Source organism: Klebsiella sp. 141153 (genome assembly GCF_032601995.1).
Lineage (GTDB): Bacteria > Pseudomonadota > Gammaproteobacteria > Enterobacterales > Enterobacteriaceae > Klebsiella > Klebsiella aerogenes.
Map to the genome: position 1 here is coordinate 37,670 of NZ_JAQIRJ010000004.1, position 25,505 is coordinate 63,174.

Here is a 25,505-nt window from a genome sequence, read left to right on the forward strand (position 1 = left end):
ACCTTTGCCCGTAAGCTCAGTAAAATGCTGGCTTTTTGGGCCCGAACTTAAAGAGTAACCTATGGCTGCAAGCAAGCCGGCATTCAACCCTCCGGGGAAAAAGGGTGACATGATCTTCAGCGCGCTGGTAAAACTGGCTGCGCTGATTGTGCTATTGATGCTGGGTGGCATCATCGTTTCCCTCATCATCTCTTCATGGCCAAGTATTCAGAAATTTGGCTTTTCCTTTTTGTGGACCAAAGAGTGGGATGCGCCGAATGAAATCTTCGGTGCGCTGGTACCGATTTACGGGACTCTGGTTACCTCAATTATCGCGTTGTTGATCGCCGTTCCGGTGAGCTTCGGCATCGCGCTGTTCCTGACTGAACTCTCCCCGGCCTGGCTAAAACGCCCGCTGGGTATCGCTATTGAGCTGCTGGCGGCGATCCCGAGTATCGTATACGGCATGTGGGGCCTGTTTATTTTTGCCCCGCTGTTTGCGACTTACTTCCAGGAACCAGTCGGCAACGTCCTTTCGACGATCCCCTTTGTCGGCGCGCTGTTTGCCGGCCCGGCGTTCGGTATCGGCATCCTGGCGGCCGGCGTCATTCTGGCCATCATGATCATTCCTTATATCGCCGCCGTAATGCGTGATGTCTTCGAGCAGACGCCGGTGATGATGAAAGAGTCCGCATATGGGATCGGCTGCACCACGTGGGAGGTGATTTGGCGCATTGTGCTGCCGTTCACCAAAAACGGGGTGATTGGCGGCGTCATGCTCGGCCTGGGCCGCGCGCTGGGCGAAACCATGGCCGTCACCTTTATCATCGGCAACACCTATCAGCTCGACAGCGCTTCGCTGTATATGCCGGGCAACAGTATTACCTCGGCGCTGGCCAATGAATTCGCGGAAGCGGAAAGCGGCCTGCACGTAGCGGCGCTGATGGAACTGGGCCTGATCCTGTTCGTTATCACCTTTATCGTTCTGGCCGCGTCGAAGTTCATGATTATGCGTCTCGCTAAGAACGAGGGGGCACGCTAATGGCAACGATCGAATTGCAAACCACCGCCGAACTGGCGGAATCCCGTCGCAAGATGCAGGCTAAGCGCCGCCTGAAGAACCGCATCGCCCTGACCCTGTCGATGGCGACCATGGCATTCGGCCTCTTCTGGCTTATCTGGATCCTGATGTCGACCATCACGCGTGGCATCGACGGCATGAGCCTGGCGCTGTTCACCGAAATGACGCCGCCGCCGAATACCGCGGGCGGCGGTCTGGCGAACGCCCTGGCGGGCAGCGGCCTGCTGATCCTGTGGGCGACCGTCTTTGGTACGCCGCTGGGTATCATGGCCGGTATCTATCTGGCGGAATATGGCCGTAAGTCGGTACTGGCGGAAATCATCCGCTTTATCAACGATATTCTGCTTTCCGCGCCGTCTATCGTCGTGGGTCTGTTTGTCTACACCATCGTGGTGGCGCAGATGCAGCATTTCTCCGGCTGGGCGGGCGTTATCGCGCTGGCGCTGCTGCAGGTGCCCATCGTGATTCGTACCACTGAAAACATGCTAAAGCTGGTGCCGGATAGCCTGCGTGAAGCAGCCTATGCGCTGGGGACGCCGAAATGGAAGATGATTTCCGCGATCACCCTTAAGGCGTCGGTATCCGGCATTATGACCGGTATCCTGCTGGCCATTGCCCGTATCGCCGGGGAGACGGCGCCGCTGCTGTTCACCGCGCTCTCCAACCAGTTCTGGAGCACCGATATGATGCAGCCGATCGCCAACCTGCCGGTGACCATTTTTAAATTTGCCATGAGTCCGTTCGCGGAATGGCAGCAACTGGCATGGGCCGGGGTATTGATTATCACCCTGTGCGTCTTGCTGCTGAATATTCTGGCGCGCGTTGTCTTCGCGAAGAAGAAACACGGTTAATTTTTGCGGCGCGGCCTAAGCGGCGCCGAATGAGGAAGAGATTGAGATGAGTATGGTGAACGCGAATCCGGGTAAAATTTCAGTTCGTGACCTGAACTTCTACTACGGCAAATTCCATGCCCTGAAGAACATCAACCTGGATATCGCTAAGAACCAGGTGACGGCGTTTATCGGCCCGTCAGGATGCGGTAAATCCACTCTGCTGCGTACGTTCAACAAGATGTTTGAGCTGTACCCGGAGCAGCGTGCGGAAGGCGAAATTCTGCTGGATGGCGACAATATTCTCACCAATACCCAGGATATCGCGCTGCTGCGCGCGAAAGTGGGGATGGTATTCCAGAAGCCGACGCCGTTTCCGATGTCCATCTACGACAACATCGCCTTCGGCGTGCGCCTGTTTGAGAAGCTGTCGCGAGCCGATATGGACGAGCGCGTGCAGTGGGCGTTGACCAAAGCCGCATTATGGAATGAAACCAAAGATAAACTGCACCAGAGCGGGTATTCTCTCTCCGGTGGTCAGCAGCAGCGTCTGTGTATCGCCCGCGGTATCGCGATTCGCCCGGAAGTGCTGTTGCTCGATGAACCTTGCTCAGCGCTGGACCCGATCTCCACCGGGCGCATCGAGGAACTTATCACCGAGCTGAAGCAGGATTACACCGTCGTTATCGTTACCCACAACATGCAGCAGGCTGCGCGTTGTTCCGACCATACGGCATTTATGTATCTTGGCGAGCTGATTGAATTCAGCAACACGGACGATCTGTTTACCAAGCCCGCTAAGAAGCAAACTGAAGATTATATTACTGGCCGCTACGGTTGATTGCCCTTCTGCTTTCAGGTGCTAACCCGATGGGCAATCAGGAGACATCATGGATAACTTAAATCTTAATAAACATATTTCCGGCCAGTTCAACGCCGAACTGGAGTACATTCGCACCCAGGTGATGACCATGGGTGGGCTGGTGGAGCAGCAGCTTTCTGATGCGATCACCGCGATGCACAATCAGGACAGCGATCTGGCGAAGCGCGTAATCGACGGCGACAAGCAGGTCAATATGATGGAAGTGGCGATCGACGAGGCCTGCGTGCGCATCATCGCTAAACGTCAGCCGACCGCCAGCGACCTGCGCCTGGTGATGGCGATCATCAAGACTATCGCCGAGCTGGAACGTATTGGCGACGTGGCGGATAAAATCTGCCGCACCGCGCTGGAGAAGTTTTCCCAGCAGCACCAGCCGCTGCTGGTGAGCCTGGAGTCGCTGGGCCGCCATACCGTGCAGATGCTGCATGACGTGCTGGATGCCTTTGCGCGTATGGATCTTGATGAGGCGGTACGCATCTATCGTGAAGATAAGAAAGTTGACCAGGAATATGAAGGCATCGTGCGTCAGCTGATGACCTACATGATGGAAGACTCACGCACCATTCCGAGCGTCCTGACCGCGCTGTTCTGCGCGCGTTCCATCGAGCGTATCGGCGATCGCTGTCAGAATATTTGCGAATATATTTTCTACTTCGTCAAAGGCCAGGATTTCCGTCACGTAGGCGGCGACGAACTGGATAAACTGCTCGCGGGTAAAGATCCGAAAGAGTAAAGATCATGATGGTTGATTCTGGTAAAGGGAATAATCAGAATCAACAATGATTGTCTGCATCGCTGACATATTGCTGCGATTATCGTCACAATTAATACTCTGGCTATTTGAGTTTTAAATTTTATCGCGTAACAATCTTTCCCACTGACCGGGCGTTGCTGCTCAGAAGGTCAAATGGATTGTTACTGCGACAGCAGGCAAAACCTGATATTGCCCCAGGCGGCGATGTCAGGTTTTTTTGTTTTAGACGCTGAATGGTTTGGTGATAAGGGTTGTTACCGCAATGAGCGGGCAAAACCTGAAGAGGATTATCTGTTAATGCAGATGGTCTCCTTCAGGTTTTTTTTTGCCACTTATTCGGCAGGAAAATAAAAGCTGCAGTTACGTGGAATGGTATTAATGCAGTTTATTAAAAACATAACGCTATTTATTTGTTACGTGTTTCATTTACGCCAATGCTTATATAAGGGATTATTATGATTAGAAGAAATATGATCGCTTCGGCGATGGTTTTGCTGGCGCCGCTTTCTTATTCAACAAATCTTATTGCCGGGCAACTTACGGTTGAACAACGGCTGGAGCTTCTGGAAAAAGCGCTTCAGGACACGCAAAAAGAACTCAAGAAATATCAGGATCAGGAGAAAAAAAGGAACCAGGTCTGGGCCGCCTGGTCGCAACCGGTAAATAGCCAGAAGAGCCAGAGTGCGAAAGCGCCCACGGCGACCCAAGCGGCCGCTAAGCCGGATGCGGTACTGGTCAAAAATGAACAGCCGGCACAGGGCGGTGAGCCAACCTATAGCGCCATGACGCTGAAAGATTTTAGCAAGTTTGTAAAAGATGAAATCGGCTTTAGCTATAACGGCTATTACCGTTCTGGCTGGGGGACCGCCTCGCACGGTTCGCCAAAATCGTGGGCCATCGGCTCGCTTGGCCGTTTGGGTAACGAGTATTCCGGCTGGTTTGATTTACAGCTTAAACAGCGCGTTTTTCAGGAGGACGACAAACGTGTGGATGCCATCGTGATGCTCGATGGCAATGTGGGTCAGCAGTATTCTACCGGCTGGTTTGGCGACAATGCCGGCGGCGAAAACTACCTTCAGTTCTCGGATATGTACGTCAACACCAAAGGCTTTCTGCCGTTTGCCCCGGAAGCGGATTTCTGGGTCGGTAAGCACGGCGCGCCGAAAATCGAGATCCAGATGCTGGACTGGAAAACGCAAAGAACCGATGCGGCGGCTGGCGTGGGGCTTGAAAACTGGAAGGTGGGCGCCGGTAAATTTGATATCGCGCTGGTGCGCGAAGACATCGATGACTATGACCGCTCTTTGACTAATAAGCAGCAAATTAATACCAATACCCTGGATGTGCGTTACAAAGATATTCCGCTGTGGGATAAAGCCTCGCTGATGGTGAGCGGGCGCTATGTCGCCGCCAATCAAAGCTCATCAGAGAAATATAAAGAGGGGAATGAAGGTTACTACCAATGGAAAGATACCTGGATGGTGGGCACCTCATTAACGCAGAAATTTGATAACGGCGGCTTTAACGAGTTCTCATTATTACTGGCGAACAACTCCATCGCCAGCAGCTTCTCGCGCTATGCCGGTTCGAGCCCATATACCACCAATAATGGGCGTTATTATGGCGATCATACCAACGGCACCGCCGTGCGCTTAACCTCGCAGGGGGAAACCTATCTGCGCGATGATGTCATTATGGCGAATGCAATCGTCTACTCATTTGGTAATGACATCTATAGCTATGAAACCGGCGCCCATTCAGACTTTGAATCTATTCGCGCCGTGGTCCGTCCGGCATATATCTGGAATAAATATAATCAGACCGGCGTTGAATTGGGTTACTTCAAACAGCAGAACAAAGATGTGACGGGGAAGAAATATAACGAATCCGGTTATAAGACCACCTTATTCCATACCTTCAAAGTTAATACCAGTATGCTGACCTCGCGCCCGGAAATCCGTTTTTATGCGACTTATATTAAAGCTGAAGATATCGATCTGGATAAGGCTGCTAACAATACCACCGCGGTTTTTGAAGATGGCAAGAACGACCAGTTCGCACTCGGCGCGCAGGCCGAAATTTGGTGGTAAGGCCGCAAGCGCCTGCTAATAAAAACGTAAAAAGGAATCAAAATGAAACGACATGCAATTTACTTCGCCCTGGCGCTGGCTGGCGCCACATTATTTACGGCGCACGCCGCACCGCTGCCGACGATGCCTGATGCCGCTATTCCTGTCAGCCAATATATTACTCAGGTGAATACGGATAACAGCGTGACTTTCCGGTTATTTGCCCCCGATGCCAGGCGCGTTTCCGTCGTCACGGGGTCGACGCCGGATACCTTTGTCTCTCATGACATGACCAAAGACACCCAGGGCGTATGGACGTGGAAAAGCGATCGCCTGGCCGCCAATCTTTATGAGTACTATTTCGATGTGGATGGTTTTCGTTCCGTCGATACCGGCAGCCGCTACCAGAAACCGCAACGCCAGGTGAATACCAGCCTGATCCTGGTGCCCGGCAGCATTCTTGACGATCGGGCGGTCCCGCACGGCGATCTGCGTACCGTCACCTACCATTCGACGGCGCTTAAGTCAGAGCGTCGCGTCTACGTCTGGACGCCACCGGGCTATAACGGCAGCGGCGAGCCTTTGCCGGTGCTCTATTTCTACCACGGTTTTGGCGATAGCGGTCTGTCGGCCATCGACCAGGGACGCATCCCGCAAATGATGGATAATCTGCTGGCGGAGGGCAAAATCAAGCCGATGCTGGTGGTGGTGCCGGATACCGAAACCGATATTCCTCAAGCGATCGCGGAAAACTTCCCGCCGCAGGAGCGGCGTAAAAACTTCTATCCACTCAATGCGAAAGCCGCAGACAACGAACTGATGCACGACATCATTCCGCTGATCGATTCCCGATTTAACGTGCGTAAAGATGCCGACGGCCGGGCGCTGGCGGGGCTGTCGCAGGGCGGTTACCAGGCGCTGGTGTCCGGGATGAACCATCTTGAGAGCTTCGGGTGGCTTGCCACCTTAAGCGGGGTTACGACAACTACGGTTCCCGACGCTGGCGTGGAGGCGCAGTTGAATAACCCTGACGCCATCAATAAGCAACTGCGTAACTTTACGCTGGTGGTTGGCGAAAAAGACTCCGTCACTGGCAAAGATATTGCAGGCCTGAAAAGCGAACTGGAAAAGCAGAAGATCAAATTTGATTACCACTCTTATCCCGGCCTGAATCATGAAATGGACGTCTGGCGTCCGGCCTATGCCGAGTTTGTGCAAAAGCTCTTTAAATAACCGTCAGGGGGCATGGCGCCCCCTGTCTCAACCAGTAAAGGAAGATGAGATGAAATTGATTGTGACGGAAGATTATGAAGAGATGAGCCTGGTCGCCTGCCATCATCTTTTAGGCTATATCACGATGCCGCGACGAATGAATCTGGCGGTGACGGCGGGGAGTACGCCGAAGCGTATGTATGAGCATTTGGTGGCAGCCATCAAAGGGAAATCATTCTATGATCGGGTTCACTATTACAACTTTGATGAGATTCCTTTTCGCGGCCAGCAGCGTGAAGGGGTGACGATTTCCAACCTGCGCCAGCTGTTTTTTACCCCAGCGCAAATCAAAGAAGAGAACATTCACAAATTGACGCTGGAGAATGCGGCTCAACACGATCGCCGCCTGGAAGAGGTCGGCGGTCTTGACCTGATTGTGCTGGGGCTGGGCGCCGACGGCCATTTTTGCGGCAACCTGCCGAACACCACGCGCTTTCATGATGAGACGGTTGAAGTACCGATTCATGGGGATCTGGTTGGCATTGTTGCGAACGGTGAAATGGGGGGCGATTTCAACGTGGTGCCGGATAGCTATGTCACCATGGGGCCGAAAAGCGTGATGGCGGCAAAAAACCTGCTGTTGATTGTCAGCGGCGCGGCGAAAGCGCAAGCGCTAAAGCAGGTGGTGGAAGGCCCGGTCAGCGAACAGGTGCCGGCATCGGTGCTCAAATTGCACCCTTCGTTGGTGATTATTGCGGATAAAGCGGCAGCGGCGGAATTGCAGCACTAAAAAGCCGCTGGCCAGCGGGGCTACCGTTGTGATCAACCGTAGCCCGGCCGAGCGTAGCGACGCCGGGTCTTAACGAGTAATATCCCAGCCACGCGCTCTCCACAATGCCGGCAGCTCAGCTAAATCGGTGAAGGTCGTTACCTTTGGATGATCGATCGGTTGGTTGTGCGGGTCGGCGCAGAAGTAAAAGACTTCCATACCTGCGGCGATCCCCGATTGGGCTCCTGCGCTGGAATCATCAACCAGAATACAGTTTTTGACTTGTACCTGCATGGCCTCTGCCGCATGGAACATCAGCGCCGGGTCGGGTTTCCAGCGCTGAATGTCGTAACCGCTGTACAGCCGGTCGGGGAAGTGGTGCAGCATCTGCGTTCTACCGAGCGAATGCTGCATTTTACTGACCGGGCCATTCGACACCACGCACATCGGGATCTTTACCGCGTCCAGCAGCGCAGCGGCGCCGGGGATGACCTCCAGCTCGCTATCGAACAGACGGGCGACTTCGGCGCGATACACCGGCTCCAGGGTCTCTTTCTGCAGGTTAACGCCATATTCAGCGTTGATGGTGTCGATAATCTCGTACAGCTTAACGCCCTTGAAGCGCTTAAAAATTTCGGCTAAATCCAGCGTAATACCGAATTCCTGAAACATGTGAACATAGGCGCGTGAGCAAATCACCTCGCTGTCGACCAGCGTGCCGTCACAATCGAAAAATACTGCTTGTGGTTGGGTCATACTCTTTCCAGTTTAACAAGTTTAACGTTTTCGTAATGCTCAATGCCGCGACGCAATCGTTGCCGTATAAGCAAAATAAATGAAAAAAATTACCATACAACCGCGCCTGGTGCCGTAATTTGGTATAGGATAGCCTCGAATTTTCCCTCCTTTTACGTTCGGAAACCGATAATGAGTCAACAACAAACCAGCCAGTCTTCTGGCCAGGGTCTGCTGGAGCGCGTATTTAAACTGCGCGAGCACGGCACCACGGTGCGCACTGAAGCGATCGCCGGTTTCACCACGTTCCTGACGATGGTCTACATCGTCTTCGTGAACCCACAAATTCTTGGCGTGGCGGGTATGGATACCAGCGCTGTCTTTGTGACCACCTGTCTGATCGCGGCCTTCGGCAGCATCCTGATGGGTCTGTTCGCGAATCTGCCGGTGGCGCTGGCGCCAGCGATGGGTCTGAATGCCTTCTTTGCCTTCGTGGTGGTTCAGGCGATGGGCCTGCCGTGGCAGGTGGGGATGGGCGCGATTTTCTGGGGCGCCGTTGGCCTGCTGCTGCTGACCCTCTTCCGCGTACGCTACTGGATGATTGCCAATATCCCGGTGAGCCTGCGCGTGGGCATTACCAGCGGTATCGGGTTGTTTATCGGCATGATGGGCCTGAAGAACGCTGGCGTTATCGTGGCGAACCAGGACACGCTGGTCAGCATCGGTAACCTGACCTCCCACAGCGTGCTGCTGGGCGTGCTCGGATTCTTTATTATCGCTATCCTGGCGTCGCGTAATATTCATGCTGCCGTGCTGGTCTCCATCGTGGTCACCACCCTGTTGGGCTGGATGCTCGGCGATGTGCACTATACCGGCATCGTCTCCGCGCCGCCGAGCGTAACCTCGGTTGTGGGGCAGGTCGATCTGGCCGGTTCGTTGAACCTTGGCCTGGCGGGCGTGATCTTCTCGTTCATGCTGGTTAACCTGTTCGACTCCTCCGGCACCCTGATTGGCGTTACCGATAAAGCCGGGCTGGCGGATGCGCAGGGTAAATTCCCGCGCATGAAGCAGGCGCTGTTCGTCGATAGCGTGTCGTCCGTCGCCGGCTCCTTTATTGGCACCTCTTCGGTTACGGCCTATATCGAATCCTCCTCCGGCGTTTCCGTTGGCGGGCGTACCGGCCTGACCGCCGTTGTCGTGGGTATTCTGTTCCTGCTGGTCATCTTCCTGTCGCCGCTGGCGGGGATGGTTCCGGCCTATGCCGCCGCCGGGGCGCTGATTTACGTTGGCGTGCTGATGACCTCAAGCCTGGCGCGCGTGAAGTGGGATGACCTGACGGAAGCGGTACCGGCGTTTATCACCGCGGTGATGATGCCGTTCAGCTTCTCGATCACCGAAGGTATCGCCCTGGGCTTTATTTCCTACTGCGTGATGAAGATTGGCACTGGCCGTCTGCGTGAACTCAGCCCGTGCGTGATTATCGTTTCGCTGCTGTTCGTGCTGAAAATTGTCTTTATCGATGCGCATTGATCCGCACGCATGATGAAATGGCCCGGCATCGCTGCCGGGCTTTTTTTATGCTTTTACCCGCTGAATATAATCGCCAAAGGCGGTCAGCTGGCCGCGCAGATGGTCCAGCGTGCTCTGATCGACCACTTCACCCGCCTGCGGATCGACTTTGTTCTGAATCACGCCGCCCATAAATTCCGGCTTGTTCATAACCATCGTATCGAGGAAGACCAGAATCTGGCGCAGATGATACTGGCAGCGAGCCCCGCCGATAGCGCCCATTGAGCTGGTCTGGATCAGCACCGGCTTACCGGCCAGCGGCTGCTCCGGTAGACGTGAGAGCCAGTCGATGGCGTTCTTCAGGCCGCCGGGTACCGAGTAGTTATATTCCGGGGTAACGATCACCACGCCGTCCGCTTCGCGGATTTGTTTCGCGATCTCCTGCACGCTCTGCGGGAACCCCTCTTCCTGTTGGATATCGGCATCGTACAGCGGGATATCGCCGATCGACGGCAGCGCGGAGATTTCCATGCCCGCAGGCGCAATGCCTGGCAGCGTACGCGCAACCATGGCATTAAAAGAACCTTTGCGCAGACTTCCGAGTAACGTAACAACTTTCAACGTATCAGACATGAGTGCTCCTTTGCATCATGATGGCCGGCTAAACCGGTCAGTTGAGGGAGAATACTTTTTCTACCGGTAAGCTGGTAAAGCGCATCAGGCGCGCGTCAGTCTCTTTGGCGCGCGTTTGCGCATCAGGCAGGCAGCGCCAGCCCTCTTTACTATCGAATTCCCAGACCTTCAGCGGCCCGATATTCGGGGTGACGGCAATTGACCACACCAGCAGCGTTTCGGCATCACAGATGGCTTCAATCGATTGGGTGCCAGCGGTACGCAGGCGACCAGACCCCGGCAGCAGTTGTACTCGTACCGGGGCTTCACCGGTGAGCTTCAGCACGCTGCGGCGCAGCGCGACCAGTTGGGCGCGGGCTTCATCCGGATCGTGCTGGATGTTAATCCATAAATTCTCATTGCTATTGAAGACATAGCGATCGGCGGCATGTAGCGGATGGACGCCACGCGAGGCGTGCTGCAGTTCCATATCGAGACCGCAGTCACCTTCGGTCGTTAGCGCTACGCCGACGATATTCCCGGCATAAGAGATGGAAAAGCGGGGAAGGTGGGGATCGCGAAATACGGGCCGTCCATTGGGTTCGCTGATGATTTCCGGCAGCTCGCCGATACCATAAAGCATGAAAAGCAGTTCAGCGAGCAGCGAACGCGAGGCGCGATAGCGGCTCTGTCGGTATTCGGGTAGGTTACGTGCGGATTGATGACATGCCGCCGACAAACGCGTCGATAGCGGCTCCCTGGTGTTGAGTATCCCTCTTGCAAAATGCGTTGCCATTCGTCGCTCCGTGATTAATGGTCAGAGATAAAAATTGTGAATGATATTATCGCTCACAATGAGCAGGTTTTAATGCGGAAATTCTTCCTTGAGAAGGGATAATGTCTGACTTTTACAATTTCTTGCGCAACAACGTGAGGATGATGGGCAAATTCCCTACAGCGTATTGGAATAGAGCTGTTTAAGGGTCTCTCTGAGCCATACGATCTTTGGATTATAGCTATTACGCTTATGCCACAGCAGGGTGAACGGCACGCGCATTTTTTCCAGTAGCTGCGGCTCCAGCGGCAGCGGGCGCGATACCAGCGGCAGATGGTGTTGCTGATTATAGTGCTGACAATAGCGCGGCGCGGTGGCTATCATGGTGTGATTCGGCTGCGCCGCCATAAACAATGACTGTTCAAAGCCGGGTAAGGTTAGCGCGACGGTGCGCTTGTAGCCCAGATCATGTAACACATCATCCAGCGCCCAGGTATCGCTCTGTTCCCAGCAGATGTTGATGTGCGGATAGCGCAGGAATGTTTCCAGATTCCACTCTTCATTAAGCGCCGGATGATCGGCGCGCAGCCACACCTGCGGCAGGTCGCTAAACAGGATATCAAAATCGATATACCACGGCAGCAGGCTCAGCTGTTCGCGCGAACGGGGATGGGTTTCCCGGCCGCAAAAACCGATATCGACCTCGCCGCGAATGATCGCATCCAGCGAGTCGTAATCCCAGTTGCGTAAGCGGATCAGCGCCTGTGGATAACGTTGATAAATTTGCTGGGAGAGGGTGTTGAACAGGATCATCAGCAGCGGCGATTCTGCCGCTAGCTCAAACTTCAGGCCGCTTGGCATGGTGTGATGCGGTTTATCGAGGATCTGATTGCCCATCTGCATCCAGTCGGCGAGATCCTGCTCCATGCTGCTCATTAACGGCGTTGGCGCCAGCCCTAGTGGGGTTTTAACAAATAGCGGATCGTCAAACCAGGCGCGTAGCTTGGCCAATGATTTACTCACCGCCGACGGCGAAACGTTCATCCGTTTCGCCGTGCGGGTGACGCTGCGCTCCTGGGTCAGAAGCTGCAGGCACAGCAGGAGATTAAGATCGAGACTCGACAGGGATTTCTTCATTATCTTGCGTCGCGCGCGCCGGCGAGACGACCAGTATCAGAACAATACTGACTATGCTACAGGCAATGAGTATCCCGATCAGCATATTCATGGCGCTCAGCCCGATGATAGCCGCCAGCCAAATCCACAGCGAAGAACCACAGACCTGAGCGATACCGAGAGCGGAACTGGCGACGCCCGCGCGCAGCGTGAAAGGCCCTAGCGCCTGGCTCATCGCGACGCCAAAGCCGACCGAGAAACCCGCGCAGATCATGCCTAATCCCAGCATGGTGAGGGGCTGGCTGACGGCGAGGCTCAATACCACGCCAGCGACAAGGAACAACGTCTGCGAGGTCAGCATCAGGGTGCGTGGTTTAAACAGCGTCAGGGCGAACGGCGTGGAGAACGACACGGCCATGCTGACCATCGCCATCATCGCCATCGCTATTGAATAAGTTCCGCGGTCGAAACCCATCTCTTCCATCATCAGCACCGGAGAGACGTTCACGTAGGTCAGAATTGCGGTGACGCTAAGAGTCGTAATGACTATGCGGCTGAGGAAAAACCGGTTTAGCAGCGATTCAGCAGTGGCATTATGCTGTGCGCCTGCCTGCGGATGCGTTGTCGGGCGCGTCTCGCGCAGCATAACCACCGACAATAACCCTACCATCACCCCCATGCCTGTCATGGTGTAGAACAGGCTCTGCCACGGATATTTCAACATGATCAGATGGCCAAGTACCGGCGCGAGAACGGGAATGATGCAGGTAATGCCATTAAGCAGCGACAGTACCTTGGCGCGGCGGCGCTCGTCCAGCGTATCGCGCAGAACGGCAAAAGCGACGACGTAGCAGCTTCCCGCGCCGATCCCCTGGATAAAGCGGCCGATCAGGAAATGCGTGCTGTTATGCGCCTGCGAGCACAGTAGCGAGGCCAGTATGAAGGTGATGGCGCCAAAAATCGCGACCGGTTTACGCCCGGATTTATCCGCCGCGCGCCCGGCAAAAAGCATCGCGGTAGCCATACCGGCTAAATAGACCGAGAAGGCGATATGCAGCTGCGCCTCGCTGGCGCCAAGATCCTGAGCGATGCGCGGTAGGCCGACCAGATACATATCAATGCCGGATGGATAGAGCAGTACCAAAGCGAAACTGCAGATAAGAAAGCGTGCCATAGGACCCTCGCAATAAGAATGGCGTACAGCATAGTGGCTAGGGCCAGGGAGTACGAGTTGCCATTTGGACAACACTCTTTTCCTGAAAGGAAAAACAGGTGATTGCTTCACAGAGTTGATGTGATTAGGGACATTAAATAAAAAACCCGCCATAACAGAATGTTATGGCGGGTTAGTAGATGCTTACCAGTAACGCTTACTTACCGATGCAGAAACTGGAGAAGATGCGGCCCAGCAGGTCGTCAGAGGTAAATTCGCCTGTGATTTCGCTTAATGCCTGTTGCGACAGACGCAGCTCTTCCGCCAGCAGTTCCCCGGCCCAGGCGCCCAGCAGTTGGGCTTTGCCCTGCTGCAGATGGTTCGCTGCCGTTTCCAGCGCCTGCAGGTGGCGACGACGGGCGAGGAAGCCGCCTTCCATGTTGGTATCGAAGCCCATGCTCTGCTTAAGGTGGTTGCGCAGCACCTCGACCCCTTCACCGGTACGCGCCGACAGGCGGATTAGTGAGTGGCCATTTACTTCGCTGAGCCCCAGCGCTTCGCCGGTGACGTCGGCTTTATTACGCACCACGGTAATCGGCAGTTTAGCGGGCAGGCGCTCGATAAAGTCCGGCCAGATCTCCGCCGGGTCAACGGCGCTGGTGGTGGTGCCGTCGACCATAAACAGCACCCGATCCGCCTGTTCAATTTCCTGCCAGGCGCGTTCAATACCGATGCGCTCCACTTCATCGCTGGCGTCACGCAGGCCTGCGGTATCGATGATATGCAGCGGCATACCGTCGATATGAATATGCTCGCGCAGCACGTCGCGGGTGGTGCCGGCGATATCGGTGACGATCGCCGCTTCACGGCCGGCCAGGGCGTTTAGCAGGCTGGATTTACCGGCGTTAGGCCGTCCAGCGATCACCACTTTCATCCCTTCGCGCAACAGGCTGCCCTGACGGGCTTCGGCGCGTACGGCATCGAGATCGGCGATCACGTCGTTCAGTTGGGCTTCAATTTTACCGTCGGAGAGGAAATCAATTTCTTCATCCGGGAAATCAATCGCCGCTTCCACGTAGATGCGCAGGTGAGTGAGCGCTTCCACAAGATGGTTCACACGCGCGGAGAAGGCCCCTTGCAAGGAGTTCAACGCCGAACGGGCCGCCTGCTCTGAGCTGGCGTCGATAAGGTCGGCGATGGCCTCTGCCTGCGCCAGGTCGAGCTTGTCGTTGAGGAACGCGCGCTCGGAAAACTCGCCCGGATTGGCGATGCGAACGCCGGGCAACGTCAGAATACGTTTGAGCAGCAGATCCAGAATGACCGGGCCGCCGTGGCCCTGCAGTTCTAGGACATCTTCGCCGGTAAAGGAATTGGGTCCCGGGAACCACAGCGCAATCCCCTGATCCAGCGGCGTACCGTCGGCGTCTTTGAACGGCAGATAGTCGGCATAGCGCGGCTTCGGCAGCTTGCCGAGTACCGCCTGCGCGACGTCGCGCGCCTTAAGGCCGGAGATACGCAGGATGCCCACACCCCCGCGTCCCGGTGGGGTTGCCTGGGCGACGATAGTGTCGTTATGGCTCATGATATGTCTCTTCAAATCGCAATAAAAAAAGGCGGTCATTCGACCGCCTTTTGATTGTAGGCCTGATAAGCGTTAGCGCCATCAGGCAACCCGGCGCGCATTGCCGGATGGCGGCTTCGCCTTATCCGGCCTACACCGAATCAGGATTTTTTCTTCTCGCGGCTATGTAGGCCACGCTTCTCCAGACCACGGTAAATCAGCTGCTGCTGAATAATGGTTACCAGGTTGCTGACGATGTAGTACACCACCAGACCAGACGGGAACCACAGGAAGAACACCGTGAAGATGACCGGCATAAAGGTCATGATCTTCTGCTGCATCGGGTCGGTCACGGTGGTCGGCGACATCTTCTGGATGAAGAACATGGTCGCGCCCATGATGATCGGCAGGATGTAGTACGGGTCTTGCGCGGACAGGTCGTGGATCCACAGGATAAACGGCGCATGACGCAGTTCAACCGAGGCGCTCAGCATGTAGTACAGCGCAAGGAAGATAGGCATCTGAATAATCAGCGGGAAGCAGCCACCCAGCGGGTTAACTTTTTCTGCTTTATACAGCGCCATCATTTCCTGGCTTTGACGTTGTTTATCGTCGCCCAGACGCTCGCGCATTGCCTGAATCTTCGGCTGCAGCATACGCATCTTCGCCATGGAGGTGTACTGCGCTTTAGTCAGCGGGTACATGATGCCACGAACGATAAAGGTGATGACGATAATCGAGAAGCCCCAGTTGCCGAGGAAGCCGTGGATGAATTTCAGCAGCTTAAACAGCGGTTGGGAGATGAACCACAGCCAGCCGTAGTCGACGGTCAGATCCAGGTGCGGCGCGACGGCAGCCATTTTATCCTGCAGAGCCGGGCCGACCCACAGCACGCTTTCCAGCTTGTCGGTTTGACCAGGCTGCACCAGTACCGGCTGTGATTTATAGCCGATAGCGACAACGCCATTACCGAGGTTAGCGGTATAGAAGTTGTTGGTGCCGCTGTTATGCGGAACCCACGCGGTGGTGAAGTACTGCTGCAACATCGCCACCCAACCGTCTTTGGTGCTGACGTTCAGGTTTTCGTTGTCGACGATAGTATCGAATTTATATTTTTCGTATTTCGAATCAGCAGTGGAGTACGCCGCGCCACGGAAGGTGTGCATGGTAGACAGACCGCCGGTTTGCGTATCGCGGCTTGATGGCAGCGCTGCCGTTTGCTTCAGCTGACCGAAGGAGGAGATCTCCAGCGGTTTTTCGCCGACGTTTTTCACGTTGTAGCCAACGTTCACCGCATAATCACCGCGTTTCAGGGTGAAAGTTTTGGTGAAGACGTTGCCCGCTTTGTCGGTGTAAGTCAGCGGAATAACGATTTCGTTCTGGCCGTCAGCCAGTACATACGCATCTTTATCAGCGTTATACAGCGGACGCGGGCCGTTAGCCGGGTTATCCGGGCCGTCACGACCGGTTAAGCCGCTCTGTGCCTGATAGATAAACTGTGGCGTGGTTTCCAGTAACTGGAACGGTTCAGTAGATTTCAGCGCTTTCGGGTAAGCCGGAAGCAGCGCTTGCTCAACATCACCACCGCTGGTGTTGATGGTCAGATCAAGCACATCAGTTTTAACCGTAATCAGTTTCCCCTGGCCACTGGCCGGTACGCCCTGGTCTGCGGCGCTACCCGCTGCTGTGGTCGTAGTCTGCGTGGTCTGCTGCTGGGTTTGCGGATTTTTGTCCTGCTCCCAGGCTTGCCAGATCATGAAAGACACGAACAACAAAGCGATGATAAGAAGATTGCGTTGCGAATCCATCGTTAGTGTTCTCTGGTATCAAATGGTCCAGGCGGGACGGGGTCGTCACCACCAGGGTGTAAAGGGTGGCATTTTAATACGCGTTTCACCGTCAACCAACTGCCTTTTATCACTCCAAACCTGCGCAATGCCTCAATTCCGTATTGAGAACAGGTTGGCGTGAAACGACAGTGCGGCCCGAGTAGCGGACTAATCAGGCGCTGATAGACCCTGATAAGGCCTATCAGGACCCGCGAGCCAGGCGACAATGGCGGCGCCATAATTTTTCCAACGCTTCCGAGAGAGCACGGTTATCGAGGTCGGCAACCCCTTTCTTTGCCACCACCACGAAATCCATTGGCGGGAGTTCATGTTGACGTAAACGGAAGCTTTCACGCGTCAGACGTTTAATCCGATTGCGTTCATGCGCGCGCTTAACGTTTTTCTTGGCGACGGTAAGACCGATGCGGGGATGCCCCAGCGAATTCAGGCGGCCGAGGATGGTGATTTGCGGCGTGCCAGCCCGTTGTGGCTGCTGGAAGACGAAAGTGAAATGACTGGGAGTTAACAAACGTAACTCCCTGGGAAATGCTAGCTTAACCACGCAGGGTTAGCTTTATTACTTGGAAACGGTCAGACGAGCGCGGCCTTTAGCACGACGACGTGCCAGAACCTGACGACCATTTTTATTAGCCATACGAGCACGGAAGCCGTGAGAACGGTTGCGCTTCAGTACAGACGGTTGAAAAGTGCGTTTCATGGCGATTTCTACCTAAACTTGAATAAATTCACTGACTTTTGCGTAGACCCGAACGAACTTCGAACGACTTACGCCTCAGCGTGGGTGATTAAAGAGGCCGGATTGTAATAATTGTACACTCCGGAGTCAATTCTCTTTCCTTATTTCTCGCACCTTGCCGCACAAAAAATAAGCTGAGACGAGTTGCGAAAACGGGCGTTACGCGCCGGGTGGGGGATTATACGGCCTGGCGGGTAAAGCGCAAGGATCGTAAAGGATCTTTGTTAGATCGATTCTGTTCAAAACCGGCATAGCTCATTAATTTTTCCAATATGCGGGCGAAATCGTGCCGCACTCTCGCCAGGATCGATTACACTTACCCGGTTTCGATCCTCCTGTGGATAAATCGGGAAGAATCTGTTGAGAAACACAAGATCTCTTTCTCAGTTTAGGCTATGATCCCCGGTCCCGATCGCGATCCACGGATCCGTCCCGGGTAAAACCGCAAATAGCGGTTCGCACGTCACCCCTTTTGCGCAGGGGCTTTTTCGGCTTATGCAGGGTCTTGCGACGTGTGCCAACAATCACGATTGTTTCAGTTTTTCTTTTATATCGATTTTATGTTCGAGTGGAGTCCGCCGTGTCACTTTCGCTTTGGCAGCAGTGTCTTGCCCGATTGCAGGATGAGTTACCAGCCACAGAATTCAGCATGTGGATCCGCCCATTGCAGGCGGAACTGAGCGATAACACGCTGGCACTGTATGCGCCAAACCGTTTTGTGCTCGATTGGGTAAGGGACAAATACCTTAATAATATCAATGGGCTCCTCAATGACTTTTGTGGTGCGGACGCCCCACAGCTGCGCTTTGAAGTGGGCGCGAAGCCTGCGGCGCCGTCCCACCAGGGTACGGCCAACGTCGCCACGGCGATCCCGGCCGCTCAGGTGCAAACCGCGCGCGTCGCGCCGGCTGTCGCCCGTCAGGGCTGGGATAACGTTCCGGCGCCGGCAGAGCCCACCTACCGTTCCAACGTCAACGTCAAGCATACGTTTGATAACTTCGTCGAAGGTAAATCTAACCAGCTGGCACGCGCGGCGGCGCGTCAGGTGGCCGATAACCCTGGCGGCGCGTATAACCCGCTGTTCCTGTATGGCGGCACCGGTCTGGGTAAAACCCACCTGTTGCACGCCGTCGGCAACGGCATTGTGGCGCGTAAGCCAAATGCTAAAGTGGTCTATATGCACTCCGAGCGTTTCGTGCAGGACATGGTAAAAGCCCTGCAGAACAACGCCATCGAAGAATTTAAACGCTATTACCGCTCCGTTGACGCCCTGCTGATCGATGATATTCAGTTCTTCGCCAATAAAGAGCGTTCGCAGGAAGAGTTCTTCCACACCTTTAATGCCCTGCTGGAAGGTAATCAGCAGATCATCCTCACTTCGGATCGTTATCCAAAAGAGATCAACGGCGTTGAGGATCGTCTGAAATCGCGCTTTGGCTGGGGCCTGACGGTGGCGATCGAGCCGCCTGAGCTGGAAACCCGCGTTGCGATCCTGATGAAAAAAGCCGATGAGAACGACATCCGCCTGCCGGGCGAAGTCGCATTCTTTATCGCCAAGCGTCTGCGTTCGAATGTGCGTGAGCTGGAAGGGGCGCTGAACCGCGTCATTGCTAACGCCAACTTTACCGGCCGGGCTATCACCATTGATTTCGTGCGCGAAGCGCTGCGCGATTTACTGGCGCTGCAGGAAAAATTAGTCACCATCGACAATATTCAAAAGACGGTGGCGGAGTATTACAAGATTAAGGTAGCGGACCTGCTGTCCAAACGCCGCTCCCGTTCGGTGGCGCGCCCACGCCAGATGGCGATGGCGCTGGCCAAAGAGCTGACCAACCACAGCCTGCCGGAAATCGGCGATGCGTTTGGCGGCCGCGACCATACCACCGTGCTGCACGCCTGCCGTAAGATTGAGCAGTTGCGTGAAGAAAGCCACGACATTAAAGAAGATTTTTCCAATTTAATCAGAACATTATCCTCGTGACGCTATGAAATTTACCGTAGAACGTGAACATTTATTAAAACCGCTGCAACAGGTGAGCGGTCCGTTAGGTGGTCGTCCGACGCTGCCGATTCTCGGTAACCTGCTGCTTCAGGTCGCGGACGGCACGCTGTCGCTAACCGGTACCGATCTGGAAATGGAAATGGTCGCGCGCGTGTCGCTGATTCAGCCGCACGAAGCGGGCGCCACCACCGTTCCGGCGCGTAAATTCTTTGATATCTGCCGCGGCCTGCCAGAAGGCGCGGAGATCGCCGTGCAGCTTGAGGGCGACCGTATGCTGGTGCGCTCAGGCCGCAGCCGCTTCTCGCTGTCGACCCTGCCTGCCGCCGATTTCCCGAATCTCGACGACTGGCAGAGCGAAGTGGAATTTACCCTGCCGCAGGCGACGATGAAGCGCCTGATTGAAGCCACCCAGTTTTCGATGGCGCACCAGGACGTTCGTTACTACTTAAACGGCATGCTGTTTGAAACCGAAGGTAGCGAACTGCGCACCGTCGCCACCGACGGCCACCGTCTGGCGGTTTGTTCAATGCCGCTGGAAGAGTCGCTGCCGAACCATTCGGTGATCGTCCCGCGTAAAGGGGTGATTGAGCTGATGCGTATGCTTGACGGCGGCGATACGCCGCTGCGCGTGCAGATCGGCAGCAACAATATCCGCGCTCACGTCGGCGATTTTATCTTCACCTCGAAGCTGGTTGATGGCCGTTTCCCGGACTATCGCCGCGTATTGCCGAAAAACCCGGATAAACACCTTGATGCCGGCTGCGACATTCTCAAGCAGGCTTTCGCCCGCGCGGCAATCCTCTCGAACGAGAAATTCCGCGGCGTGCGGCTGTACGTCAGCGAGAACCAGCTGAAAATCACCGCTAACAACCCGGAACAGGAAGAGGCGGAAGAGATCCTTGACGTGACCTACGCCGGAACGGAGATGGAGATTGGCTTCAACGTTAGCTATGTGCTGGATGTGCTCAATGCGCTGAAATGCGAGAATGTGCGCATTCTGCTGACGGATTCCGTATCGAGCGTGCAGATTGAGGATGCGGCTTCACAATCCGCCGCCTATGTTGTTATGCCTATGAGATTGTAGAATCTGCAAAGGGGCTGGTTTACTTGCCATTTCGCCTTCCGGCAGTGCTCGACAAAACGCTATGCGTTTTGGACGTCTGTAAGACGGTCCGAAGGACGAGCGGAGCGAGCAAATGCTCGCGTACTTCGTGTACGCTCCGCTTTCTGCGCGCTGGCGGTAGACGAACTGGCTGCGACACCCACGCCCCTTGAATGATGACGAGTTGATATGTCGCTATCCCGACTCCTGATCAAAGATTTCCGCAATATTGAAAATGCGGATCTCGCTTTATCCCCCAGCTTTAACTTCCTGGTTGGCGCAAACGGCAGCGGCAAAACCAGCGTACTGGAAGCTATCTATACGCTCGGCCACGGTCGGGCGTTTCGTAGTTTGCAAATTGGCCGGGTGATTCGCCACGAGCAGGATTCGTTTGTCCTGCACGGGCGTTTACAGGGCGAAGAGCGGGAAACCGCCATTGGCCTGACCAAAGACAAGCAGGGCGACAGCAAGGTGCGTATCGACGGCACCGATGGCCACAAGGTGGCGGAACTGGCGCACCTGATGCCGATGCAGCTGATCACGCCGGAGGGGTTTACTTTACTCAACGGCGGCCCCAAATACAGAAGAGCGTTCATTGATTGGGGATGCTTTCATAACGAAGCCGGATTCTTCACCGCCTGGAGCAACCTGAAGCGCCTGCTGAAACAGCGCAACGCCGCGCTGCGCCAGGTGAGCCGATATGCGCAACTGCGGCCGTGGGACCTGGAATTAATCCCGTTGGCGGAACAAATCAGCCGCTGGCGTGCCGAATACAGCGCCGCTATTGTCGAAGACATGGCGGATACCTGTCAGCAATTTTTACCGGAATTCACCCTCACCTTCTCTTTCCAGCGCGGCTGGGAAAAAGAAACGGACTACGCCGAGGTGCTGGAGCGGAATTTCGAACGCGACAGAATGTTAACCTACACCGCCCACGGTCCGCATAAAGCGGATTTTCGCATTCGCGCCGATGGGGCGCCGGTGGAAGATACCTTGTCGCGCGGGCAGCTTAAGCTGCTGATGTGCGCCCTACGACTGGCGCAGGGCGAGTTCCTGACCCGCGAAAGCGGGCGGCGCTGCCTGTACCTGATAGATGATTTTGCCTCGGAGCTTGACGATGCCCGGCGCGGGCTGCTTGCCAGCCGCTTAAAAGCCACGCAATCGCAGGTTTTCGTCAGCGCAATCAGCGCTGAACACGTAATGGACATGTCGGACAAAAATTCGAAGATGTTCACCGTGGAAAAGGGTAAAATAACGGATTAACCCAAGATTAAATGAGCGAGAAACGTTGATGTCGAATTCTTATGACTCCTCCAGTATCAAAGTCCTGAAAGGGCTGGATGCGGTGCGTAAGCGCCCGGGTATGTATATCGGCGACACGGATGACGGCACCGGTCTGCACCACATGGTATTCGAGGTTGTGGATAACGCTATCGACGAAGCGCTCGCAGGTTACTGTAAAGACATCGTTGTTACTATCCACAGCGATAACTCCGTCTCCGTACAGGATGACGGTCGCGGCATCCCAACCGGCATTCACCCGGAAGAGGGCGTCTCCGCGGCGGAAGTTATCATGACCGTCCTGCACGCCGGCGGTAAATTCGATGATAACTCCTATAAAGTGTCCGGCGGTCTGCACGGCGTAGGCGTCTCGGTGGTTAACGCCCTGTCGCAGAAGCTGGAGCTGGTTATCCAACGCGATAACAAAGTCCACAAACAAATTTATGAGCACGGCGTGCCGCAGGCGCCGCTGGCGGTAACCGGCGAAACCGAAAGCACCGGTACCATGGTGCGTTTCTGGCCAAGCCTGGAAACCTTCACCAACGTCACTGAATTCGAATACGAAATCCTGGCGAAACGTCTGCGCGAGCTGTCGTTCCTGAACTCCGGGGTCTCTATCCGCCTGCGTGATAAGCGCGACGGTAAAGAAGACCATTTCCACTACGAAGGCGGCATCAAGGCGTTTGTTGAGTATCTCAACAAGAACAAAACGCCGATCCACCCGAATATCTTCTATTTCTCCACCGAAAAAGACGGTATCGGCGTTGAAGTGGCGCTGCAGTGGAACGACGGTTTCCAGGAAAATATCTACTGCTTTACCAACAACATTCCGCAGCGCGACGGCGGTACTCACCTGGCGGGCTTCCGCGCGGCGATGACCCGTACCCTGAACGCCTACATGGATAAAGAAGGCTACAGCAAAAAAGCGAAAGTCAGCGCCACCGGCGACGATGCGCGTGAAGGCCTGATTGCCGTGGTTTCCGTGAAGGTGCCGGATCCGAAGTTCTCCTCACAGACCAAAGACAAGCTGGTCTCCTCCGAGGTGAAATCGGCAGTTGAACAGCAGATGAACGAACTGCTGAGCGAATACCTGCTGGAAAACCCGTCCGATGCGAAAATCGTGGTCGGCAAAATTATCGACGCCGCGCGTGCGCGTGAAGCCGCGCGTCGCGCCCGTGAAATGACCCGTCGTAAAGGCGCGCTTGACCTGGCAGGCCTGCCGGGCAAACTGGCGGATTGTCAGGAACGCGACCCGGCGCTGTCTGAACTGTACCTCGTGGAAGGGGACTCCGCGGGCGGCTCTGCGAAACAGGGCCGTAACCGTAAGAACCAGGCTATCCTGCCGCTGAAGGGTAAAATCCTTAACGTCGAGAAAGCCCGCTTCGATAAAATGCTCTCTTCTCAGGAAGTGGCGACGCTGATTACCGCGCTGGGCTGCGGTATCGGCCGCGATGAGTACAACCCGGATAAACTGCGTTATCACAGCATCATCATCATGACCGATGCGGACGTCGACGGCTCGCACATTCGTACCCTGCTGTTGACCTTCTTCTATCGTCAGATGCCGGAAATCGTGGAGCGCGGTCACGTTTACATTGCTCAGCCGCCGCTGTACAAAGTGAAGAAAGGCAAGCAGGAACAGTACATTAAAGACGACGAAGCGATGGATCAGTACCAGATCTCCATCGCGCTCGACGGCGCGACCCTGCACACCAACGCCAGCGCACCGGCCTTAGCCGGCGAGTCGCTGGAAAAACTGGTGGCCGAGTACAACGCGACGCAGAAAATGATTGGCCGCATGGAGCGCCGTTTCCCGAAAGCGATGCTCAAAGAGCTTATCTATCAGCCGACGCTGGCCGAAGCCGATCTGAGCAACGAGCAGACCGTCACCCGCTGGATTAACCAGCTGATTAGCGAGCTGAACGAAAAAGAGCAGCACGGCAGCCAGTGGAAGTTTGATATTCGTGAAAACAGCGAACTGCAGCAGTTCGAGCCGATCGTGCGCGTGCGTACCCACGGCGTCGATACCGACTACCCGTTGGATAACGAGTTCATCACCGGCGCGGAATACCGCCGCATCTGCACCCTCGGCGAGAAGCTGCGCGGGCTTATCGAAGACGACGCGTTTATCGAACGCGGCGAGCGCCGCCAGCCGGTAGCCAGCTTCGAACAGGCGCTCGACTGGCTGGTGAAAGAGTCGCGTCGCGGCCTCTCTATCCAGCGTTATAAAGGTCTGGGCGAGATGAACCCGGATCAGCTGTGGGAAACCACCATGGATCCAGACAGCCGCCGCATGCTTCGCGTCACCGTGAAGGATGCGATTGCCGCCGACCAGCTGTTCACCACCCTGATGGGCGATGCCGTTGAACCGCGTCGCGCCTTTATCGAAGAGAACGCCCTGAAAGCGGCGAACATCGATATCTAAGCCTGTATTTCCCCGGTGACATGATGTCTACCGGGACTACGGTTTTGCTAAACCCGGTACGCGTTGCGCTGCCGGGTTTTTCTTTTGCGGCAAAAGGGGAATCCGCCTGCGCAATCCATCCTCGTTTTCTCCCGCTGCGAGAGCTGTTTTTTGAGCGGAATCGCGTTAGCATGAGTGAAGACTCATCTTACCCGGGGATCCCATGGCTATTAAACTGATTGCAATTGATATGGACGGCACGCTGTTGCTGCCGGACCATACCATTTCTCCGGCGGTGAAAACCGCCATCGCGGCAGCACGCGCCCGCGGCGTTAACGTGGTGCTGACGACCGGCCGCCCGTACGCTGGTGTCCATAGCTACCTGAAAGAGCTGCACATGGAACAGCCGGGCGACTACTGCATCACCTATAACGGCGCGCTGGTTCAGAAAGCCAGCGACGGCAGCACCGTGGCGCAAACGGCGTTAAGCTACGATGATTATCGCTTCCTTGAGCAACTCTCTCGCGAAGTTGGCTCGCACTTCCACGCGCTCGATCGTAATACGCTCTATACCGCGAACCGCGATATCAGCTACTACACGGTGCATGAATCCTACGTGGCGACCATTCCGCTGGTATTCTGCGAAGCAGAAAAGATGGACCGTAATATTCAGCTGCTGAAAGTGATGATGATCGATGAGCCTGCCGTTCTCGATCGGGCTATCGCCCGTATTCCGGCGGAAGTGAAAGAGAAGTATACCGTGCTGAAAAGTGCGCCGTACTTCCTCGAAATCCTCGATAAACGCGTCAATAAAGGCACCGGCGTGAAGTCGCTGGCCGATACGCTGGGCATCAAGCCGGAAGAAATTATGGCGATTGGCGATCAGGAAAATGATATCGCGATGATTGAATTCGCCGGCGTCGGCGTGGCGATGGATAACGCTATCCCGACCGTTAAAGAAGCGGCGAATTTCGTCACCAAATCGAACCTTGAAGATGGCGTTGCCTTCGCCATTGAAAAATACGTTTTAGCCTAAGCGCATTTCGGGCCCGGAAATCTCCGGGCCTCAGACTGCTGACAAAGAAGGAAAAA

At 55.2% G+C, this 25,505-nt stretch carries 25 protein-coding genes; 14 read left to right on the forward strand and 11 right to left on the reverse strand.

The genetic code is table 11. The annotated features are described in order from the left end of the window. The first annotated feature begins 61 nt into the window (after window positions 1–61). The 8 genes from pstC to PGS10_RS08745 all read left to right on the forward strand — a co-directional run bounded on the left by pstC (window position 62) and on the right by PGS10_RS08745 (window position 7,598). Window positions 62–1,021, forward strand: a complete 960-nt coding sequence (gene pstC / locus PGS10_RS08710; RefSeq protein WP_045396000.1) for a phosphate ABC transporter permease PstC — start codon at window positions 62–64, stop codon at window positions 1,019–1,021. Further along, window positions 1,021–1,911: a phosphate ABC transporter permease PstA gene (gene pstA / locus PGS10_RS08715; protein WP_045395998.1), complete on the forward strand. Its 891-nt coding sequence runs from the start codon at window positions 1,021–1,023 to the stop codon at window positions 1,909–1,911. The genes pstC and pstA overlap by 1 nt, the downstream gene beginning before the upstream one ends. A 46-nt stretch (window positions 1,912–1,957) precedes the next feature. Further along, window positions 1,958–2,731, forward strand: coding sequence for a phosphate ABC transporter ATP-binding protein PstB (pstB, locus tag PGS10_RS08720; protein ID WP_015369015.1), 774 nt, complete (start codon window positions 1,958–1,960; stop codon window positions 2,729–2,731). 49 nt (window positions 2,732–2,780) lie between these two features. Continuing rightward, window positions 2,781–3,506, forward strand: coding sequence for a phosphate signaling complex protein PhoU (gene phoU / locus PGS10_RS08725; protein WP_004145007.1), 726 nt, complete (start codon window positions 2,781–2,783; stop codon window positions 3,504–3,506). Between the two features lie 174 nt (window positions 3,507–3,680). Then, the gene (locus PGS10_RS08730; protein WP_047044587.1) at window positions 3,681–3,878 is read left to right on the forward strand and encodes a hypothetical protein; all 198 of its coding nucleotides are present in this window, start codon (window positions 3,681–3,683) and stop codon (window positions 3,876–3,878) included. Window positions 3,879–3,982: 104 nt separating this feature from the next. Beyond that, the gene (locus tag PGS10_RS08735; protein WP_316422731.1) at window positions 3,983–5,617 is read left to right on the forward strand and encodes a carbohydrate porin; all 1,635 of its coding nucleotides are present in this window, start codon (window positions 3,983–3,985) and stop codon (window positions 5,615–5,617) included. A gap of 42 nt (window positions 5,618–5,659) precedes the next feature. Then, entirely contained in the window at window positions 5,660–6,829 is a 1,170-nt protein-coding gene (locus PGS10_RS08740; RefSeq protein ID WP_316422732.1) for an alpha/beta hydrolase-fold protein, read from the forward strand. A gap of 49 nt (window positions 6,830–6,878) precedes the next feature. Then, window positions 6,879–7,598: a glucosamine-6-phosphate deaminase gene (locus PGS10_RS08745; protein WP_315711979.1), complete on the forward strand. Its 720-nt coding sequence runs from the start codon at window positions 6,879–6,881 to the stop codon at window positions 7,596–7,598. Between the two features lie 69 nt (window positions 7,599–7,667). Here PGS10_RS08745 and yieH read toward each other — a convergent pair whose 3' ends face one another. Then, complete coding sequence (gene yieH / locus PGS10_RS08750; protein ID WP_063402503.1) at window positions 7,668–8,333, reverse strand: 6-phosphogluconate phosphatase; 666 nt, start codon at window positions 8,331–8,333, stop codon at window positions 7,668–7,670. 171 nt (window positions 8,334–8,504) lie between these two features. Between yieH and PGS10_RS08755 the strand changes: the two genes are divergently transcribed. Next, window positions 8,505–9,842, forward strand: coding sequence for an NCS2 family permease (locus tag PGS10_RS08755; protein WP_072206473.1), 1,338 nt, complete (start codon window positions 8,505–8,507; stop codon window positions 9,840–9,842). A 45-nt stretch (window positions 9,843–9,887) separates the two neighbouring features. On the opposite strand, the gene PGS10_RS08760 is transcribed toward PGS10_RS08755, so the two are convergent. The 10 genes from PGS10_RS08760 to PGS10_RS25190 all read right to left on the reverse strand — a co-directional run bounded on the left by PGS10_RS08760 (window position 9,888) and on the right by PGS10_RS25190 (window position 17,883). Next, on the reverse strand, window positions 9,888–10,454 hold the full coding sequence (locus PGS10_RS08760) for an NADPH-dependent FMN reductase (protein ID WP_316422734.1): 567 nt from the start codon (window positions 10,452–10,454) through the stop codon (window positions 9,888–9,890). 37 nt (window positions 10,455–10,491) lie between these two features. Next, window positions 10,492–11,076: a 4'-phosphopantetheinyl transferase family protein gene (locus tag PGS10_RS08765; protein ID WP_161798780.1), complete on the reverse strand. Its 585-nt coding sequence runs from the start codon at window positions 11,074–11,076 to the stop codon at window positions 10,492–10,494. A gap of 309 nt (window positions 11,077–11,385) precedes the next feature. Next, a complete protein-coding gene (gene yidZ, locus PGS10_RS08770) occupies window positions 11,386–12,345 on the reverse strand; it encodes an HTH-type transcriptional regulator YidZ (protein ID WP_271032425.1) in 960 nt (319 codons plus the stop codon). Then, complete coding sequence (locus tag PGS10_RS08775; protein WP_315711975.1) at window positions 12,314–13,498, reverse strand: MFS transporter; 1,185 nt, start codon at window positions 13,496–13,498, stop codon at window positions 12,314–12,316. Before PGS10_RS08775 ends, yidZ begins: the two co-directional genes overlap by 32 nt. Before the next feature lie 196 nt (window positions 13,499–13,694). Then, window positions 13,695–15,059 carry a tRNA uridine-5-carboxymethylaminomethyl(34) synthesis GTPase MnmE gene (gene mnmE / locus PGS10_RS08780; RefSeq protein ID WP_042894095.1) on the reverse strand — a complete coding sequence of 455 codons (1,365 nt, stop codon included), beginning with the start codon at window positions 15,057–15,059 and terminating at the stop codon, window positions 13,695–13,697. A gap of 140 nt (window positions 15,060–15,199) precedes the next feature. Then, window positions 15,200–16,846 (reverse strand): membrane protein insertase YidC, encoded by a 1,647-nt coding sequence (gene yidC / locus PGS10_RS08785; RefSeq protein WP_047064050.1) that lies wholly within the window; start codon window positions 16,844–16,846, stop codon window positions 15,200–15,202. A gap of 2 nt (window positions 16,847–16,848) precedes the next feature. Then, complete coding sequence (gene yidD / locus PGS10_RS08790) at window positions 16,849–17,106, reverse strand: membrane protein insertion efficiency factor YidD (protein WP_015703903.1); 258 nt, start codon at window positions 17,104–17,106, stop codon at window positions 16,849–16,851. Beyond that, window positions 17,070–17,429: a ribonuclease P protein component gene (rnpA, locus tag PGS10_RS08795; protein ID WP_015703902.1), complete on the reverse strand. Its 360-nt coding sequence runs from the start codon at window positions 17,427–17,429 to the stop codon at window positions 17,070–17,072. The genes yidD and rnpA overlap by 37 nt, the downstream gene beginning before the upstream one ends. A 15-nt stretch (window positions 17,430–17,444) precedes the next feature. Next, entirely contained in the window at window positions 17,445–17,585 is a 141-nt protein-coding gene (rpmH, locus tag PGS10_RS08800) for a 50S ribosomal protein L34 (RefSeq protein WP_015369029.1), read from the reverse strand. A 217-nt stretch (window positions 17,586–17,802) separates the two neighbouring features. Further along, entirely contained in the window at window positions 17,803–17,883 is an 81-nt protein-coding gene (locus PGS10_RS25190) for a hypothetical protein (RefSeq protein ID WP_419773121.1), read from the reverse strand. A gap of 321 nt (window positions 17,884–18,204) precedes the next feature. On the opposite strand from PGS10_RS25190, the gene dnaA reads away from it, so the two are divergent. The 5 genes from dnaA (at window position 18,205) to yidA (ending at window position 25,449) form a co-directional block, all read left to right on the forward strand. After that, on the forward strand, window positions 18,205–19,605 hold the full coding sequence (gene dnaA, locus PGS10_RS08805) for a chromosomal replication initiator protein DnaA (RefSeq protein ID WP_015703901.1): 1,401 nt from the start codon (window positions 18,205–18,207) through the stop codon (window positions 19,603–19,605). 4 nt (window positions 19,606–19,609) lie between these two features. Beyond that, window positions 19,610–20,710: a DNA polymerase III subunit beta gene (gene dnaN / locus PGS10_RS08810; RefSeq protein WP_045378110.1), complete on the forward strand. Its 1,101-nt coding sequence runs from the start codon at window positions 19,610–19,612 to the stop codon at window positions 20,708–20,710. A gap of 207 nt (window positions 20,711–20,917) precedes the next feature. Beyond that, window positions 20,918–21,991 carry a DNA replication/repair protein RecF gene (gene recF / locus PGS10_RS08815; RefSeq protein WP_045378107.1) on the forward strand — a complete coding sequence of 358 codons (1,074 nt, stop codon included), beginning with the start codon at window positions 20,918–20,920 and terminating at the stop codon, window positions 21,989–21,991. A gap of 28 nt (window positions 21,992–22,019) precedes the next feature. Next, window positions 22,020–24,434, forward strand: coding sequence for a DNA topoisomerase (ATP-hydrolyzing) subunit B (gene gyrB, locus PGS10_RS08820; protein WP_032706564.1), 2,415 nt, complete (start codon window positions 22,020–22,022; stop codon window positions 24,432–24,434). 202 nt (window positions 24,435–24,636) lie between these two features. After that, a complete protein-coding gene (yidA, locus tag PGS10_RS08825) occupies window positions 24,637–25,449 on the forward strand; it encodes a sugar-phosphatase (protein ID WP_032715358.1) in 813 nt (270 codons plus the stop codon). Window positions 25,450–25,505 lie beyond the last annotated feature (56 nt).